This is a genomic window from Kitasatospora sp. NPDC058046, assembly GCF_042885595.1.
In the GTDB taxonomy this organism is placed as follows: domain Bacteria; phylum Actinomycetota; class Actinomycetes; order Streptomycetales; family Streptomycetaceae; genus Kitasatospora.
Map to the genome: position 1 here is coordinate 235,828 of NZ_JBHVRS010000011.1, position 17,317 is coordinate 253,144.

Annotated in this window: 7 protein-coding genes; 2 read left to right on the forward strand and 5 right to left on the reverse strand. The window is 74.3% G+C overall.

All coding sequences use genetic code 11. The features are described from left to right. Positions 1-5: 5 nt before the first annotated feature. On the forward strand, positions 6-320 hold the full coding sequence (locus tag ACFVU7_RS23380) for a hypothetical protein (protein ID WP_074003402.1): 315 nt from the start codon (positions 6-8) through the stop codon (positions 318-320). Between the two features lie 129 nt (positions 321-449). Next, the gene (locus tag ACFVU7_RS23385) at positions 450-1,772 is read left to right on the forward strand and encodes an MFS transporter (RefSeq protein ID WP_380743144.1); all 1,323 of its coding nucleotides are present in this window, start codon (positions 450-452) and stop codon (positions 1,770-1,772) included. Between the two features lie 72 nt (positions 1,773-1,844). Here the strand turns inward: ACFVU7_RS23385 and ACFVU7_RS23390 are convergent, their stop codons facing one another. The 5 genes from ACFVU7_RS23390 to ACFVU7_RS23410 all read right to left on the reverse strand — a co-directional run bounded on the left by ACFVU7_RS23390 (position 1,845) and on the right by ACFVU7_RS23410 (position 17,307). After that, the gene (locus ACFVU7_RS23390) at positions 1,845-2,501 is read right to left on the reverse strand and encodes a hypothetical protein (protein ID WP_074003400.1); all 657 of its coding nucleotides are present in this window, start codon (positions 2,499-2,501) and stop codon (positions 1,845-1,847) included. Next, complete coding sequence (locus tag ACFVU7_RS23395) at positions 2,498-3,319, reverse strand: ATP-binding cassette domain-containing protein (protein ID WP_241852954.1); 822 nt, start codon at positions 3,317-3,319, stop codon at positions 2,498-2,500. Before ACFVU7_RS23395 ends, ACFVU7_RS23390 begins: the two co-directional genes overlap by 4 nt. 61 nt (positions 3,320-3,380) lie before the next feature. Next, complete coding sequence (locus tag ACFVU7_RS23400; RefSeq protein ID WP_143204575.1) at positions 3,381-3,872, reverse strand: hypothetical protein; 492 nt, start codon at positions 3,870-3,872, stop codon at positions 3,381-3,383. Positions 3,873-4,204: 332 nt separating this feature from the next. Further along, entirely contained in the window at positions 4,205-4,438 is a 234-nt protein-coding gene (locus tag ACFVU7_RS23405) for an MbtH family protein (protein WP_074003397.1), read from the reverse strand. Beyond that, positions 4,435-17,307 carry an amino acid adenylation domain-containing protein gene (locus ACFVU7_RS23410; RefSeq protein ID WP_388046900.1) on the reverse strand — a complete coding sequence of 4,291 codons (12,873 nt, stop codon included), beginning with the start codon at positions 17,305-17,307 and terminating at the stop codon, positions 4,435-4,437. The genes ACFVU7_RS23405 and ACFVU7_RS23410 overlap by 4 nt, the downstream gene beginning before the upstream one ends. Positions 17,308-17,317 lie beyond the last annotated feature (10 nt).

Sequence of the window (17,317 nt, forward strand, 5' to 3'; positions counted from 1 at the left end):
ACGGCTTGCCGGGCGCGGCCGGTGAGGTCGCCGAGTTCGGCGTACTCCACTGCGGCGAGTTCGGTGGCGGTCCCGGTGAGGACGGCGTCGGTGAGGTCCGCGTCGCCGATTGCGTGCAGGGCACGGCCGGCGCGCTGGGCGGATTCGGCCAGGAGGCTGTATTCGACGTCGAGCATGCCCCCAACGAGTTTGTCGAGCAGCACCTTCTGAAGCTGGAACCGGCCGGCGCCGTTCGCGACGCGGGGGTGGCTCGCCGAGCTCGAAGTCGGTGTCGTCGAGGGCACCGAGTCCTCATCTTCCGGAGCGCGTCCACCGGCTGAATCCGGTGAATCCGGTGAATCCGGTTTCCGCGACCCGGTCGACGCCTCCCGATTTCGCGTGTTTGAATTGCCCGGACGTGTCGGTGGACGCCGACCGGGACGGGGGAGGAAATGGCCAGGGCACGGAGGGTGGAAATCGATGCCGGCGCGGGTGGCTCAATGGCCGTCGAGTCGAATCGTTCCATCGAGCGGACAAATCCGTCGGCCCGGCGTGATTTCCGCTGGTACTGGCTCGGCCAGACCGCGAGTGTCGTGGGCCATCAGGTGGCGATCTTCCTCTTCCCCACCACCGCCATCGTCCTGTTCGACGCTTCCGATGTGGGCGTCGGTCTGCTGAATGCGGCGGGCACCGCCCCGTACCCGGCTCTGGCGCTCTTCGCCGGCGTCGCGATGGACCGTCGGCGGCGCAGGCCGGCCATGATGCTGTCGACCGTGGGCATGATGCTGGCGCTCGCCGCGATTCCGCTGGCCGCCGCCGCGGGGGTGCTGGGAATGGCGGAACTGTGTGCGGCGGCGCTCCTCGCCGGTTCGTTCGGCGTCCTCTACGACGTCGCCAACCAGTCGCACCTGCCGACCCTGCTGCCGAGGGACATGCTGCCGCGGGCGAACGCCAGGCTGGAGGTGTCGACCTCGCTCGCCATGCTCGGCGCACCGGCCCTGGGCGGTCTGCTGACTCAGTTCCTCGCCGGTACGACGGCCCTGGCGGTGGTCGCCGCCGGTTTCGTCATACCGGTCTTCACGCTCATGAGGCTTCGCACCCCGGAGCCTCCGGCGCCACGGCGGCAGGGGGGTTCGATGTCCGCCGAGATGAAGGAGGGGGTCGCGGCATTGTGGCGGCACCCGCTGCTGCGTGCCACGACGGTGGCCGCCGTGCTGCGGAACCTGGGGAACGCGGCCGCCTCGACGGTGTCGCTGCTCTTCGCCTACCGGGCCCTCGGTCTCCCGCCCGGCACCGTCGGAGTGCTCTTCACCCTGGTGGGCCTCGGCGGGGTGGGCGGCGCGTGGATGGCGGACCGGATGCTGGCCCGCTTCGGTCTGGGCGCGACCCTCGTCACGGCCTGCGCCTCCGGAGCGGTGTGGGCCGCGGCCCCGCTGGCGCTGTGGTTGCCGGCCGTTCCGACCCTGGTGGTGGTCGGGGCGGCGGCCTCGGTGTGGGTGCCGGTGTGGAACGCCACGATCACCACCTTGCGGCAGTCGGTCACCAGGGCGGATCTGCTGGGCCGCGTGCACGCGACGTCGCGGACCATCAACTTCTGCGCGATGCCGCTCGGGGCCCTGCTGGGCGGGGTGGCCGTCGATGTCCTGGGCGGCGCCATGGGCCCGGAGGCCGGTACGGGGTGGGCACTCGTGCTGACCGGGCTGGCGTCGGCGGCCGCGACCGTCGTGTTGCTCCGCTCCGGGCTGCGTTCGGTGCGGGAGGTTCCCGGCGCGGGGACCGAGGGGGCGGCGTGAGCCGCCGGCGGCGGAGGCGCCGGGTACGGACCGGGGAACGTCCCGCGCCGTCGCGGGACGTTCCCCTGGTGGTCAGCTCTTCTTGACGGCGATCGCGTGGGTGACGGCCGTTCCCGCCGCGAGCAGAACCGCGGCGGCGGCGGCCAGCACGCCCGTGGAGCCCAGGACGTCCGCCGACTTCGACGCGTGCTGGAGGTCGGTCAGCAGGATGTTGACCGGGGACACGCCCTTGCCGAGCATGGCGGCCAGCAGGAGCGCCAGGGCGACGACGAGTGCGTAGCCCTGCCGCCGGAACACCAGCCGTGAGCAGACGAATCCGATGGACATGCCGGTGAAGGCGCAGGTCAGTTGGGCCTCCGTGCCGAGGGCCAGATCGGCGGGGCCGACGGTGTGGGTTCCGAACAGCAGCGGCAGTGCCAGGCCGGCCCCCGTCAGCAGCAGGCACCAGACGGCAGCGGTCGCGACCGATCCGAGCACCATTCTCAGGTGGCTGCCCGCGCTGACGACCACGATCGAGCGATGCGGCGGGTCTTCCAGGCCGATCAGCGTCATGGTCAGCCAGGTGGAGCACAGCAGCATGGCGCCCGCCACCGCGGAATACGTGGCGGGGAGCGGGCCGGTGTCGCTGCTGGTCAGCACGGCGGCGAGGCCGATGAACACGAGCAGCGGCGCGAGGTAGCGCTGGGAGAGCAGCAGAACCGTGAACATGTAGCGGACCAAGGGGATCACCGGGCAACACTCCCGGCGTCGGTGCGGGAGCCGTGGTCGTGCGCGGCCCTGGCCACCGCGTCCACCGACCACCGGTGCTGCAGCGCCGTCATCAGTACGGCGTCGGAGTGTTCCCGGGTCACCCGCAGGATCGTGTCCTGGCCCCGGCGGGCGGCGTTTACCACGCCCGGGAGCGAGTACCAGTCCGGCTCGGCCGGGACCGCGCCGTCGGCCGGCACGGTCAGGACCAGTTCGACCACCGGGGCGGGGCCCTCGGCGTGCGTGCCGCCCCGCCAGACGACCCGGCCGTCGGTGATGGCGTAGGCGCCGGTGGCGTGCGTCCCGGTGATCGCCTCGCGGTGGTCGGTGAAGACCACCGCGCCGCGTCGGGCGGCCACTTCGTCGATGAACTCGCCCAGGACGCCGTGGGCCGAGGCGTCCAGGCCCGACCACGGTTCGTCGAGGACCAGCAGGTCGGGCCGGACGAGCAGGGCCTGGGCCAGCGCGACCTTCTGTGCGTTGCCTTTGGAGAGTGTGCGCAGCGACGCGGTCGGGCCGCCCACGAGGGCCAGCCGGTCCAGCAGGTGGCCTCCCCGCGCGCGGGCGGCGGAGGTGGACATGCCTCGGATGCGTCCCATGTGGGTGAGGTAGGAGATCGCCGAGATGCGTTCGTGCGCCGTGAAGCGGTCCGGTACGTAGCCGATGGTCGGCGGTCGGCCCGACACCTTGCCGGACGTGGGCTGCGACAGCCCGACCAGGATCTTCAGCAGGGTCGACTTCCCGGAACCGTTGGTGCCGACCACGGCGACCACCTCGCCGGCGGAGACCTCCATGTCCACATCGGTGAGGATCCACCGTCCTCCGCCATAGCGTTTGCAGACAGCTTTGCAGTGTAACAAGTCAACTCCCGGCTGTGATGTCCATACTCACGCTACTACAGTGAGGCATCGGGTCGGCGCGGATGTCAACAAGACGCACGCCGCGGTCGGCGAAAAGGGTCGCAAGCCTGTTCAGTCCTTCTTCCAAGTGTTCACCGGAGAGGGAACTGCAGGACAGTCGGAGGTGGTTCCGCCCCTCCTTCCCGGCATGGAAGTGCAATATCGGCGTAAAGAGCGCGCCGAATTCCTGGCCGGACCTTTCGAGCAATTCGTCGCCGACGGTGAACGGCACATCGACGACGACGAAGAAACCGCCGTGCGGGGTTTTCCGGGAAACGTCCGGGCACCGCCGGAACGGCGATTCCGGACCGCGAAGGTGGTGGGCCGGATCGCGCTGGTGGATCCGCCGGTCGCCGGAGGTCGCCCGGGTCGGGCTGAAGCCCGCCTCCGGCAGGGCGCCCCCGACGACGGCCTGCGAGATCGGCGCGGTATTCACGGTGACCGGCACGTCCACGGTCGCCACGAGGGCCCGGCAGCCGAGTGGCGCCGCCCGGTCCGCCGGCGCCACCGCGTCGAAGGCGGCCCGGTCCGCGGACAGCGTGTCGTCTCCCGGCCGCTGCCGCCCTCGACGAAGTCTCACTCCTCGGGCGCCGTGGCGGCGTGCGCCGCGCTCCGCAGGCCGATCAGGCCGCCCAGGCCGGGCGGCGCCGCCCGGCCTGGTCCGGCGCGTCCGTGACGGTCAGCCCGTATCCGCGGACGAACCCGGCGGTCCGGGTATCCAGGTCGGTGACGCGCGGAAGCGGATGTGGTCGACGGTCAGGTTCTCGAAGGGGCTGCGGTCGGTGTTCACGGCGTGGCGCGCCCACCCGCCGCGGCGTCCATCGCCGCGATCAGGCTGTCGGGACGCATGTCGGTCCAGTGCTCGTTCACGTGGTCGATGCAGGACTGGCGGTCGGCCTCGCCGTGGACGGCCTCCCAGCCGGCCGGCACCTCGGCGAACGCGGGCCACAGCGAGTACTGGCCCTCGGCGTTGCGCAGCACGAGGTAGGTGGCGTCGTCGTCCTCGAAGGGATTGGTCATCGGTCGGTTCCCCCTGTGTGTTGTGTGGGTGCGGTGAGTTCCCGGAGCCGGTCCGCGAGTGCCGGGCCGATCACGCCGAGGGCCTGTGGCCGGGTCATCTCCTCGTGCCCGCAGGCGACTTCGTGCGTTCGCAGCGGGCCGTCGAGGTGCGGCTCCCAGAGCTTCGCCTCGAGTCGGTCATGGTCCCGGTCCTGACCCCGGTCGTGGGCCCGGTCCCGGTCGTGGGTCGCGGCGAAGTGCAGCAGCTCCCCGTTGAAGACGCCCGGGGTGAAGGCCTGGGCGGCCCGGGCGACGCCCAGGTACACGGCCGCCAGGTTGTCCCGGACCCGGTCGTCGAGCTGCAGGCCGGCGGTCTCCCGCCGTACCGCCTCGGCGACCTCCTCGGGCGACGGGGCGGCGACCGGGGCCAGGCCGGCCAGCGGATAGCCGTCCAGCACCGCGAGCAGACCCACCTGTTCGCCGGCCGCCTGGAGCTGCACGGCCATCTCGTGGGCGATCAGACCGCCCGCCGACCAGCCGAGCAGGTGGTACGGACCCTGCGGGGCGACCCGGCGGATCTCGGCGACGTACGCCGCCGCCGCGTCGGCCACCGTCGCCGGGAGGCGGTCCGGCCCGCCCTCCAGCCCTGGCGACTGCAGCGCGTACAGCGGGTGGCAGTCGTCCAGGTACCGGGCCAGCCCGGCGAACGACCAGCCGAGGCCGGCGGCCGGATGGACGCAGAACACCGGTGCGCGCCCGCCGCCCGGCCGCAGCGGCAGCAGGACGTCCCAGTCGCCGCCGCGCCGGGACCCGTCCGCGGCACCGTCCAGGGCGGCCGCCAGCTCCGCGACCGACGGGGACTCGAACAGCAGCCGCAGTCCGAGGTCGAGGCCCAGCACGGTGTGGACCCGGTCGATCAGCCGGGCGGCCAGCATGGAGTGGCCGCCGGCGTCGAAGAAGCTGTCGTGGACCCCGAGGTCGGGAGCGCCGAGGACCTCCGCGAAGAGCTCGCGCAGGACCGCTTCGCGTGGGCTGCGCGCGGCGCGGTCCGGCTGTCCGGAGAAGTCCGGCTCCGGCAGCGCGGCACGGTCCAGCTTCCCGTTCGGCGTGACCGGAAGCGCCGGCAGGACGATCACCGCGGCCGGGACCATGTGGGCGGGCAGCAGCCCGGCCGCGTGCGCGCGCAGTTCGGCCGGGTCCGGCGCGTCACCGTGCGGTACGGCGTAGCCGATCAGCCGCGGCTCGCCCCGGCCGTCCTCGCGGACGGTCAGCACGGCCTGGGCGACGGCCGGATGGTCGAGCAGCGCGGCCTCGATCTCGCCCGGCTCCACCCGGAACCCGCGCACCGAGAGCTGGTGGTCGGCGCGGCCCAGGAAGTGCAGCCGGCCCTCGCGGTCCCAGCGGACCAGGTCGCCGGTGCGGTACATCCGTGAGCCCGGCGGGCCGAACGGATCGGGCAGGAACCGTTGCGCGGTCAGCCCGGGCCGGCCGAGGTAGCCGCGGGCCAGGCCGGGACCGCTCACGTACAGCTCCCCGGCGACGCCCGGCGGCACGGGCCGCAGCCGCTCGTCGAGGACCCGCACGCCGGCGCCGCCGATGGGACGGCCGATCGACGGGCGGTCCTGGCCGGTCAGCGGCTCGCTCATGGTGGCGCAGACGGTCGTCTCGGTCGGACCGTACGCGTTGATCAAGCGCCGTCCGGAGCCCCACCGGTGCACCGCGTCGGCGGGCATCGCCTCGCCGGCCACGGCCAGGGTGCGGACCGTCGCCAGCCCGTCCGGCGGCAGGACCGACAGCGCCACCGGCGGCAGGGTCACGTGGGTGACCCGGTGCCGGGCGATCAGCTCGGCCAGCGGGCGGCCCGGCATCAGCTCCTCCCTGGTGGCCAGCACCAGTTCGGCACCGGACAGCAGCGCCATGCACAGTTCGGAGAAGGCGGCGTCGAAGCTCGGCGAGGCGAACTGCAGCACCCGGTCCGCCGCGGTGACCTGGAAGCGGTTGATCTGACGGGCCGCCAGGTTGGCGATGCCCTCATGGGTCACCACCACCCCGTTCGGGCGGCCGGTGGAGCCCGAGGTGTGGATGACGTACGCCGGATGGGCGGTCAGCAGCGCGGCGGTGCGGTCCTGGTCGGCCGGGTCGGTGTCCGGTGCCGCTTCGAGCGTCCGCGCGGTGAGCGGGTCGTCGAGCACCAGCGCGGTGGCCGGCTCCGGCAGCCGGTCGGCCGTCGAGCACAGGGCGAGCACCCGGGACGGCCGGGCGTCGGCCAGCATGTGCCGGATCCGCTCGGCCGGGTAGTCCGGGTCCACCGGCAGGCAGGCGCCGCCCGCCTTGAGCACGGCCAGCACGGCCGTGACCTGCTCGGGCGAGCGCGGCAGCAGCAGCGCCACGGTGCTCTCCGGGCCCACCCCGAGCGAACGGAGGTGGTGCGCCAGCCGGTTGGCCCGGCGGTTCAGCTCCGCGTACGACAGGGTGTCGGCGCCGTAGCGCAGCGCCGTACGGTCCGGTGTGCGCGCCACCTGCCCCTGGAACAGCTCCGGCATCGTTCGCGCGGGGACCGGCGGCTCCGGAGCGCCGGACCACTGCTCGAGGTCGAGCCGCTCGGGCGGCAGTAGCACGTCCAGGGAGCCGATCGGCGCCCGCGGGTCGTCCGCGACGGCGGCCAGCAGGGCCACCAGGCGGCCGGCCAGCGCGGTCACGGTGGCCTCGTCGAACAGGTCCGCGTTGTAGCGGATGCTGCCCTGCACGCCCGCCGCCAGGCCCTCCGGCGTGTGGCTCTCGCGGAGGGAGACGTCGAGGTCGAACCTGGCGGTGCCGGCGTCCACCTCCGGCTGGGTGATCGTCAGGCCGTCCAGGTCGAACCGCGGCGGCTCGGTGTTCTGCAGCACCAGCAGGACCTGGAACAGCGGGTGCCGGGACACCGAGCGGGTCGGGCTCAGCACCTCGACCAGCCGCTCGAACGGCACGTCCTGGTGGGCGTAAGCGGCCAGCGCGGTGGTGCGGACCCGGTGCAGCAGCGTGACGAAGTCCGGATCGCCGGAGGTGTCGGTGCGCAGCACCACGGTGTTGGCGAAGAAGCCCACCAGCCGGTCGAGGGCCTGGTCACCGCGGCCCGCCAGCGGGCTGCCCACCGGGATGTCCGTCCCGGCACCGAGCCGGGTGAGCAGCGCGGCGAGCGCGGCCTGGAAGACCATGAAGGTGGTGACGCCCTCACGCCGGGACAGTTCGGTCAGCTTCCGGTGCAGCCGCGCGTCCAGGTCGAGCGGCACGTGGCCGCCCCGGTGGCCGGGCGCGGTGGGGCGCGGACGGTCGGTGGGCAGCGTCAGCTCCTCCGGCAGGTCCGCCAGGGCATCCTGCCAGTGGGCGAGCTGCCGGGCGATGGCGCTGTCCGGGTCGTCCTCCGTGCCGAGCAGTTCCCGCTGCCAGAGCGTGTAGTCCGCGTACTGGACCGCCAGCGGCTCCCACCGCGGGGCGAGGCCCGCCGAGCGGTCCCGGTAGGCGGTGGTGAGGTCGCGGGCGAGCGGGGCGTACGAGGAGCCGTCGCCGGCGATGTGGTGCAGCACCAGGAGCAGGACGTGCTCGGTGGGCGAGATCCGGAACAGCGCGGTGCGCAACGGCGGTTCGACGGCGAGGTCGAAGCCGGTGCGGGTGGCGGCGGACAGCGCGGCGGGCAGCTCCGCGGCGGTGACCGGCACGGTGACGAGGGCGACCGGGCCGTCCTCGGCCGCGAGGATCCGCTGGTGCGGGTCGCCGTCGTGGTCCGGGAAGACGGTGCGCAGGGCCTCGTGCCGTTCCACCACGTCCCGCAGCGCGGCGTCCAGCGCCGCCGGGTCGAGCTCCCCGGACAGCCGCAGGGCCAGCGGGATGTTGTAGGCCCCGGAGCCGCCGTCGAGCCGGTTGAGGAACCACAGCCGCTGCTGGGCGTACGACAGCGGGATCACCGCGGGGCGTTCGGCGGGGACGAGCGCCGGGCGGGCGGTGTCCGCGGTGTCGAGCCGTGCCACCAGGCCGGCCGGGGTCGGCGTCTCGAAGACCGCGCGCAGCGGAAGTTCGACCCCGAACGCGGAGCGGACGGCGTTGCCGAGCCGGGTGGCCAGCAGGCTGTGCCCGCCGAGCGCGAAGAAGCCGTCGTCCGGGCCGACCGAGGGCACCGCGAGCAGCTGGGCGAAGAGCTCGCCCATCAGCTCCTCGCGCGGGTCGCGCGCCCGGCCGCCGGCGGCGCGGGCGGCGAGGTCGGGGGCCGGGAGGGCGTTGCGGTCGAGCTTGCCGTTGGCGTTCGTCGGCAGCGCGTCCAGCAGGACGAACGCGGTCGGCACCATGTAGTCCGGCAGCGTGGCCGCGGCGTGCGCGGCGAGTTCCGCGCCGGTCACGCCGTTGCCCGGGCGCAGCGCCACGTGGGCCACCAGGCGCCGGTCGCCCGCCGGGTCGGCCGCGGCGCTGACCGCGGCGCCGGTCACCGCCGGGTGGCGGGTCAGGACGTTCTCGATCTCGCCCGGCTCGATCCGAAAGCCGCGTACCTTGACTTGGTCGTCGGTGCGGCCGAGGTAGTCCAGGGCGCCGTCCGGGCGGCGGCGCACCAGGTCGCCGGTGCGGTACATCCGGGCGCCGGGCCCGCCGAAGGGGTCGGCGACGAACCGCTCGGCGGTCAGCGCGGGACGGCGGAGGTAGCCGCGGGCCAGGCCCGGGCCCGCCAGGTAGAGCTCGCCGCGGACCCCGGTGGGGACCGGTCGCAGCCGCTCGTCCAGGACGTGGGCGCGCACGTGCGGCAGGGGCCGGCCGATCGGCGGCGCGGCGCTCTCCGCACCGCTCGCCTCCTCGTCCTCCGAGTACCAGGCGGTCGCGTAGACGGTGGCCTCGGTCGGGCCGTAGATGTTGGCCAGCCGCGTGCCGGGCAGCAGGCGGCGCACCTCCCGGACCAGATGCTCCGGCAGTGCCTCGCCGGCCATCACCAGGGTCCGGGCGGAGAAGGCGGCCTCGCCACCGGCGAGGAGTGCGGCGAACACCGACGGCACACCGCTGACCAGGCTGCCCGACCAGGGCCGTTCGGCCAGTTCCAGCAGGTCGCGCACGATCTCGACGTGACCGCCGGTCAGCAGCGGAGCGAACAGCTCGAACACCGAGACGTCGAAGGAGAGCGAGGTGGCGGCCAGGACGTCCGCCAGTCCCTCGGCCCCGAAGCGGTCCGCGGCCCAGTCCAGCAGCCGGGCCATGCTGCCGTGCGAGACCACGACGCCCTTGGGCCGCCCGGTGGAGCCGGAGGTGTAGATGACGTACGCGGGCGAGTCCGCCGCGATCGCCGCGCACCGCTCCTCGGCGGAGCGGGCGTCGGCGTCGGCGGGGGTGCCGGCGAGGGCGTCCCGGACCGCGGGGTCGTCCAGACGGACCCGGGGCAGCACGGACGGCTCGGGCATCCCCGGTACCGGCTCGCCCTCGGTGATCATCAGGATCGGCCGGGCGTCGGCGCAGGCGAAGGCGATCCGCTCGGCCGGCTGGGCACGGTCCACCGGAAGGTACGCCGCGCCGGACTTCAGCACCGCGAGCACCGCGACCAGCATCCGCTCCGAGCGAGGCAGCGCCACGGCGACCACGTGCTCCGGACCGGCGCCGCCGGCGACCAGCAGCCGGGCCAGGCGGTCGGCCTCGGCGTCGAGTTCGGCGTAGGACAGGGTGCGGCCCGCAGAGCTGACCGCGGGCGCCGCGGGTGTGCGTCGGGCCTGCGCCGAGAAGCGCAGCGGCACCGGGTCGAAGTGCGCCGGGCCGGACGGCTGCGCGTCGGCCGGCCGGGGCCGCTCCTGCGGCGTCAGGATGTCGACGTCCCCGATCGGCAGGGCCGGGTCGGCGGCCAGCGCGCTCAGGAACCGGATCAGCCGGTCGGCCAGCGCGACCGCGCTCGCCTCGTCGAACAGGTCCGCGCAGTAGCCCAGGGTGCCCTCGACACCGGCCGGTTCGCCCGCCGGTGAGAGGGTCTCGCGCAACTGGACGTCGAGGTCGAACTTGGCCGTCCGCTGCGGGATCCGCTGCCCGGTGACGTCGAGCCCCGGCAGGGTCACCGCCTCGCCGCCGCCGGGCTGCAGCGCCAGCATCACCTGGAACAGCGGGTGCCGCGCCAGTGACCGCGGCGGCGCCAGCACCTCGACCAGCCGCTCGAACGGGACGTCCTGGTGGGCGTAGGCCTCCAGGTCGTCCGCGGCCACCCGGCGGAGCAGGTCACCGAAGGCCGGGTTGCCGCTGGTGTCGGTGCGCAGGACCAGGGTGTTGACGAAGAAGCCGACGAGCCCCTCGAGCGAGGCGTCGGCGCGCCCGGCGACCGGGGTGCCGATCGGCAGGTCGGTGCCGGCCCCCAGCCGGGTCAGCAGTGCCGCGAGGGCGGCGTGCAGGACCATGAAGAGGGTGGCGCCGTGCTCGCGGGCCAGGCCGAGCAGGTCCGCGTGCAGTTCGGCGGGCAGTCGGAAGGCGACCTCCGCGCCCCGGTAGCTGAACTCGGGCGGCCGCGGCCGGTCGGTCGGCAGCTCCAGGCCCTCGGGCAGCCCGGCCAGCCTGTCGCGCCAGTAGGCGATCTGGCCGCTGATCCGGCTGTCCGGGTCCTGCTCGCTGCCGAGCACGGCGCGCTGCCACAGCGCGTAGTCGGCATACTGGACGGGCAGCGGCGGGAACTCCGGTGCCCGGTCGGCCAGGCGCGCCGCGTAGGCCGTGCCGAGGTCGTGGGCCAGTGGGTCCATCGACCAGCCGTCGCCGGCGATGTGGTGCAGTACCACGAGCAGCACGTGATCGGTGGGCGTCAGCCGGAAGAGCGTCGCGCGCAGCGGGAGTTCGGAACCGAGGTCGTGGCCGCGGCCGGCCTCGGCCAGCAGCGAGCGTTCGAGCGCGTCGGCGTCGGTGTCCACCACGGCGAGGCCGGGCCGGGCCTGCGCCGGGTCCAGGATCCGCTGGACCGGCTCGCCGTCGACCTCGGCGAAGACCGTGCGCAGCGACTCGTGCCGCACCACCAGGTCGCGCAGGGCCGAGCGCAGTTCGCGCTCCCGCACGGGGCCGGACAGCCGCAGCGCGATCGGGATGTTGTAGGCGCCGCCGTGTTCCTCGAGCCGGTGCAGGAACCACAGCCGGCGCTGGGCGAACGACACCGGCAGCGGGTCCGGCCGCTCCATCGGGACCAGCGGGGCCTGCGCCGGGGCCGCCCGGTCGAGCCGCTCGGCGAGCGCCGCGACGGTGGGGGCCTCGAACACGGTCCGCACGTCGAGTTCGGCGCCGAACGCGGAGCGGATCGCGTTGACCAGCCGGATGGCCAGCAGGGAGTGTCCGCCGAGCTGGAAGAAGTCGTCCTCGATGCCCGCCTCGGGCAGCCCGAGCACATCGGCGAACAGCGTGCAGAGCGCCTCCTCGCGCGGCGAGCGCGGCGCGCCCGAACCGGCCTGCACCTCCCGGTCGGGTTCCGGGAGGGCCGCGCGGTCGAGCTTGCCGTTCGCGGTGACCGGAAGGCGTTCCAGCACCATGAACGCGGCCGGAACCATGTACGCCGGCAGCCGGGCGCCGACGTGCGCCCGCAGGGCCTTGGCGAGCCGCCCGGCCTGCTGGAACAGCAGCGGCGCGTTGGTGTCGCGGGCCGTGTCGTCCTCGGGGGCGGGCTCGGCCCGTCCGGTGGGCAGGAGCGGGCCGACGGGCCCGGAGGCGTCGGCGAAGACCACGTCGAGCAGGCCGCCGGGGCCGGACGGCGACCAGGTGACGGCCGTCCGGTAGCCGAGCCGGTCGCCCAGCTCGTAGAGCAGCGCCGGGTCGACGCCGACGGCCTGCGCCAGCCGGGCCCGTACCCGGGCGAGCGGTTCGCCCGCGTCCAGGGCGGCGGCGGCCGCCGCCTCCGGCCCGGTCCGGCCGTCCGGCACGCCGGTCACCCGCAGGCTCGCCGGCCGGTGCTGCGCGAGGTGGGCCTGGAGGTCCGCCAGGTCGGTGAGGTCCTGCGTCCAGTGCAGGGTGGTCGCCTCGACCGGCGGCACCGGCGCGTCCACGGCGGCGTGCAGCACGACGTCGTAGCGGTAGCGGGTCAGCTCGTTGTGGGCGTGGCCGCGCTTGACGCGGACGTCGGCGCCGGCGAGGCCGTCGGTGGCCCGGGCGAACGCGTGGAAGTAGCGGGGCGCCACCAGTAGTTCCTTCTCCCGGTCCGCCCGGCGCCGGGCCCGGCGCCGGAGCTCGGAGGAGTCCTCGGCGTCGTCGGCGCGCGCCAGTTCGACGCCGGTGTGGAAGGTGTGCAGCAGGTCCAGGTTGCGCACGTCGCCCACGAACAGCGAACCGCCGGGGGCGAGCAGGCCGGTGAGTGCGGTGAGCACGCGCCGCAGGTAGTCGGCGTCGGGGAAGTACTGCACCACCGAGTTGACGACGATCGTGTCGAAGTGCCCGGCGGGCAGCCCGGTGAGGTCGTCCGCGGTCTGGGTGCTCAGCCGCACGGTGGGGTGGGCCCCCAGGTGGGCACGGAGCGTGCGGATCGCCTGCTCGGAGAAGTCGGTGGCCCAGTACGACTCGCACTCGGCGTACAACCGGGACAGGATCAGGCCGCTGCCCACCCCGACCTCCAGCACGTGCCGCGGGCGCAGTTCGCGGATCCGCTCGACGGTGGAGCGGCGCCACTCGTCCATCTCGTCCAGCGGGATGGGCCGGCCGTCGTAGCTGCTCTCCCAGCCGGAGAAGTCCGAGCCGAAGGCAGCGGAGCGGGCGCCGTCGTACATACCGTCGTAGATCTGCCGCCACTCGGCGACGTGCTGGACCGCCCCGGTCTCCTGGTCGGCCGGCCGCAGGCCGCCCGCGACGACGTAGGCGACCAGCTGCCGTTCGCCGCGGTGGTCGGTACGGGCCAGCACCTCGGCCTCGGACACCTCGGGGTGGTCCGCCAGCACCGCGGCGACCTCTCCGGGCTCCACCCGGAAGCCTCGGATCTTGACCTGATCGTCGCCGCGGCCCATGAACTCCAGCTGCCCGCTGCCGTTCCAGCGCGCGAGGTCGCCGGTGCGGTACATCCGGCTTCCGGGCGCGCCGAAGGGATCGGCGACGAACCGCTCGGCGGTCAGGCCGGGCCGGTGGAGGTAGCCGCGCGCCAGACCGGTCCCGGCCAGCCAGGCCTCGCCGGTCACTCCCGGCGGGACCGGCCGCAGCCACTCGTCCAGCACGTAGACCCGGGTGCCGGCCAGCGGCCGCCCGAGCGGCACCCGGACGTCGGCGGTGTACGGCGACCGCAGCTCGTGGTGGGTGGCGCACAGCGTCATCTCGGTGGGCCCGTACAGCTGGCGCACGACCGCTCCCGGCGCGTGCTCCAGGACGCGCTGGACCGCGATCGGCGAGACGACGTCGCCGCCGGTGAGCACCTCGCGGACGGTGGCCAGGCACTCGGGCGCGTCCTCGGCCACGACCCGCAGGAGCCCGGCGGTGAAGTGCACGGCGGTGATCTTCTCGTCCGCGATCAGCCGGGCGATGGCGGCGGTGTCCAGCGGCCCGGGAGGGGCGAGCACCACCTCGTTCCCGGCCAGCAGCGGCACCCACAGCTCGTAGTCGCTGATGTCGAACGCGTACGGGGCGTGCATGAGCACGCGCTCGTGGTTGCCGGAGTCCCAGCACGGGTCGTCGGCGAGGGCCACCACGTCCCGGTGCGCGACGGCCACGCCCTTGGGCAGACCGGTGGAGCCGGAGGTGTACATGATGGTGGCGAGCTGGTCCGGGTGGACGACCGGCAGGTCGGGGCCGGTCGCGGCGGCATCCGCCGGCACCTGGTCGGCCCCCACCACGACGACCCGGGCCTCGTGCCGGAACTCCCGGGCGAGCATCGCCCGGTCGGTCAGCAGTACGGACGCCGCGGTGTCGGCCATGACGTATTCGAGCCGCTCCGCCGGGTACGCCTCGTGCAGCGGGACGCAGACGCCGCCGGCCTTCCAGACGGCGAGCATCGACACGACCAGTTCGGGGGAGCGCTCCAGGAAGACCGCGACCCGGCTCTCCGGTCCGACGCCCCGGGCCGTCAGGGAGCGGGCCAACGCGTCGGCCCGCCGGTCCACGTCCCGGTAGGTCAACTCCCGCTCCCCGGCGCGCAGGGCGACCCCGTCGGGGTGCTCCGCGGCCGTGCGGGAGAACCGGACGTGCAGCACCTCCTCGGCGCCGGTGACCAGCGCGGGGGTACCGGCGAGCAGCCGACGGCGTTCGTCCTCGCCGAGGATCTCCACGGCTCCGATCCGTCGGCGCGGGTCGGCCGCGACGGCCCGGAGGAAGCGGGTCAGCCGCTCGACGACGGTCTCGACCGTGGCGCGGTCGAAGATGTCGGTGCGGTACTCGACGGTGCCCTGGACGCCGTCCGCGAGCCGACCCTCGCGGAACCGCTCGGAGAGGTTGAACGCCAGGTCGAACTTGGCCGACGGCAGCGGCTCCTCGGCCAGGGTCACGTCCAGGTCGGCGAAGCGGAGCTCGGCGTCGGGGGTGTTCTGCAGCGCGAGGAAGACCTGGAAGAGCGGGTGCTGGGAGAGCGAGCGCTCGGGCTTGAGGATCTCGACCAGGCGCTCGAACGGGAGGTCCTGGTGGGCGTAGGCGGCCAGGGCGTTGTCCCGGACCGCCGTCAGCAGCTCGGTGAAGCGGGGGTCGCCCGACGTACGGGTGCGCAGTACCAGGGTGTTGACGAAGAAGCCGATCAGGTCCTCGAGGGCGGCGTCCGTTCGTCCCGAGATGGGCGAGCCGATCGGGATGTCGGTGCCCGCGCCGAGCCGGGTGCACAGGGCGGCCAGCGCGGCCTGCAGCACCATGAAGAGGCTGGCGTTGTGCCGGTGGGCGAGGTCGAGCAGCTGCTGGTGGAGTTCGGCGTCCAGGCTGAGGCCGACCGTCCCGCCGTGGAAGCCGGCCTCGCGCGAGCGCGGCCGGTCCGTCGGCAGCACGGTCTGCTCGGGCAGTGCGCGCAGCGCGTCCTGCCAGAAGCCGGTCTGCACCGCGAGGACGCTCGCCGGGTCGTCGGGCCCGCCGAGGACCTCGCGCTGCCACAGGGTGTAGTCCGCGTACTGGACCGGGAGCGGACGCCAACCTGGCTCCTGGCCGCGGCTCCTGCTGCGGTAGGCCTGGGCGAGGTCGCGGGCGAGCACGGTCAGGGACCAGCCGTCGGCGGCGATGTGGTGCTGGACGACCAGCAGCACGTGCTCGGTCGGCGACAGTGCGAACAGGTGGGCGCGCAGGGGGGCTTCACGGGTGAGGTCGAAGGCCTCGGCCGCGGCGGCGCGCAGCCGGCCGGGCAGGTCCGCCTCGCCGGTGTCCGTCACGGTCAGGACGGGACGGGCCTCCCGCGGGTCGAGGACGAGCTGGTGGGGCTCGCCGTCGACCTCGGGGAAGACGGTGCGCAGGGCTTCGTGGCGGGCGGCCACATCGGCGAGGGCCTCGGCGAGCGCCGCGCGGTCCAGTTCGCCGCGCAGCCGCAGCACGCTCTGCATGTGGTACGCGGAGCCGTCGTCCGCCAGTCGGTTGATGAACCAGAGCCGGCGCTGCCCGAAGGACAGCGGGATCCGCGCGGGTCGTGCGGCGGGGGCGAGGGGCGTGCGCGCGCCGGCCGAGCCGTCGATCCTGGCGGCGAGGGCGGCGACGGTGGGCGCCTCGAAGAGGGTGCGCACCGGGATCTCCACGCGCAGCCGCGAGCGCAGGGCGTTCACCAGGCGGGTGGCGAGCAGGGAGTGGCCGCCGAGCTGGAAGAAGTCGTCGTCCAGCCCGACCCGGGACACTTCGAGGACCTCGGCGAACAGCTCGCAGAGGATTTCCTCCTGCGGGGTGCGCGGCCTGCGCCCGGGCCCGGCCGGGCCGAGGTCGGGGGTCGGAAGTGCCTTGCGGTCCAACTTGCCGTTGGGGGTGAGCGGCAGCACGTCGAGCACGGTCAGGACGGCCGGGACCATGTGGCCGGGCAGCCGGCGGGCGAGGTGGTCGCGCAGCGCGGCCGGGTCCGGAGCGGTGCCGGGGACGGGCACGGCGTAGCCGGTCAGGGCCGGCCCGCCGGAGCCGAGGTCCCGGACCACGACGGCGGCCTGGGCCACCTCGGGGTGGTCGGTGAGCGCGTGTTCGACCTCGCCGAGCTCGATCCGGAATCCGCGGACCTTGACCTGGCCGTCGGTGCGGCCGAGGTACTCCAGGCTGCCGTCGTCGCGCCAGCGGACCAGGTCCCCGGTGCGGTACATCCGGGATCCGGGCGGGCCGAAGGGGTCGGCCACGAAGCGTTCGGCGGTCAGCCCGGGCCGGTTCAGGTACCCGCGGGCCACGCCGGCGCCCGCGATGAACAGCTCGCCGGTGGCACCGGTGGGCGCGGGGCGCAGCGCGCGATCGAGCACGTAGGCGCGGGTGTTCGCGAGCGGGCGTCCGATCGGCGGACGGCCGGGAAGCGCCGGGTCGACGGTGGCCGCCGTCGACCAGATGGTGGTCTCGGTCGGGCCGTAGACGTTGGTGACCTCGGCGGCGGCCTCGCCCAGCTCCCGGGCCAGGCCCTCGGGCAGCGCCTCGCCGCCGACCAGCACCTTCAGTCCCGTCAGGCCGTCCGGGCCGTGGTCCAGCATGCTGCGCCACAGTGTGGGCGTGGCCTGGACGGCCGTCACTCCGGCATCGGTGATCAGCTGCTTGAGCATCTGCGGGTCGTGCGCGCCGTCCTGCCCCGCGAGGACCAGCTCGCCGCCGGACAGCAGCGGCAGCAGCAGTTCCAGGTTGGCGATGTCGAAGCCGAAGGTGGTGACCGCGAGCATGCGGTCGTCGGGGCCGAAGTCCAGCCGCTCCTGGAAGTCCGTCAGCAGGTTGACGAGGTTCTCGCCCGGGATCACCGTGCCCTTGGGCAGTCCGGTCGAGCCGGACGTGTAGATCACATACGCGGGGCTGAGCGGGTGGGGGCGGGTGGGACGGTCATTCGCCATGGGATCCCTC

What these genes read in the sequence shown, in the direction of transcription:
- ACFVU7_RS23405 (WP_074003397.1), bottom strand. Translation starts at nt 4,438, where the DNA reads ATGACCAATCCCTTCGAGGACGACGACGCCACCTACCTCGTGCTGCGC.
- ACFVU7_RS23410 (WP_388046900.1), bottom strand. Translation starts at nt 17,307, where the DNA reads ATGGCGAATGACCGTCCCACCCGCCCCCACCCGCTCAGCCCCGCGTAT.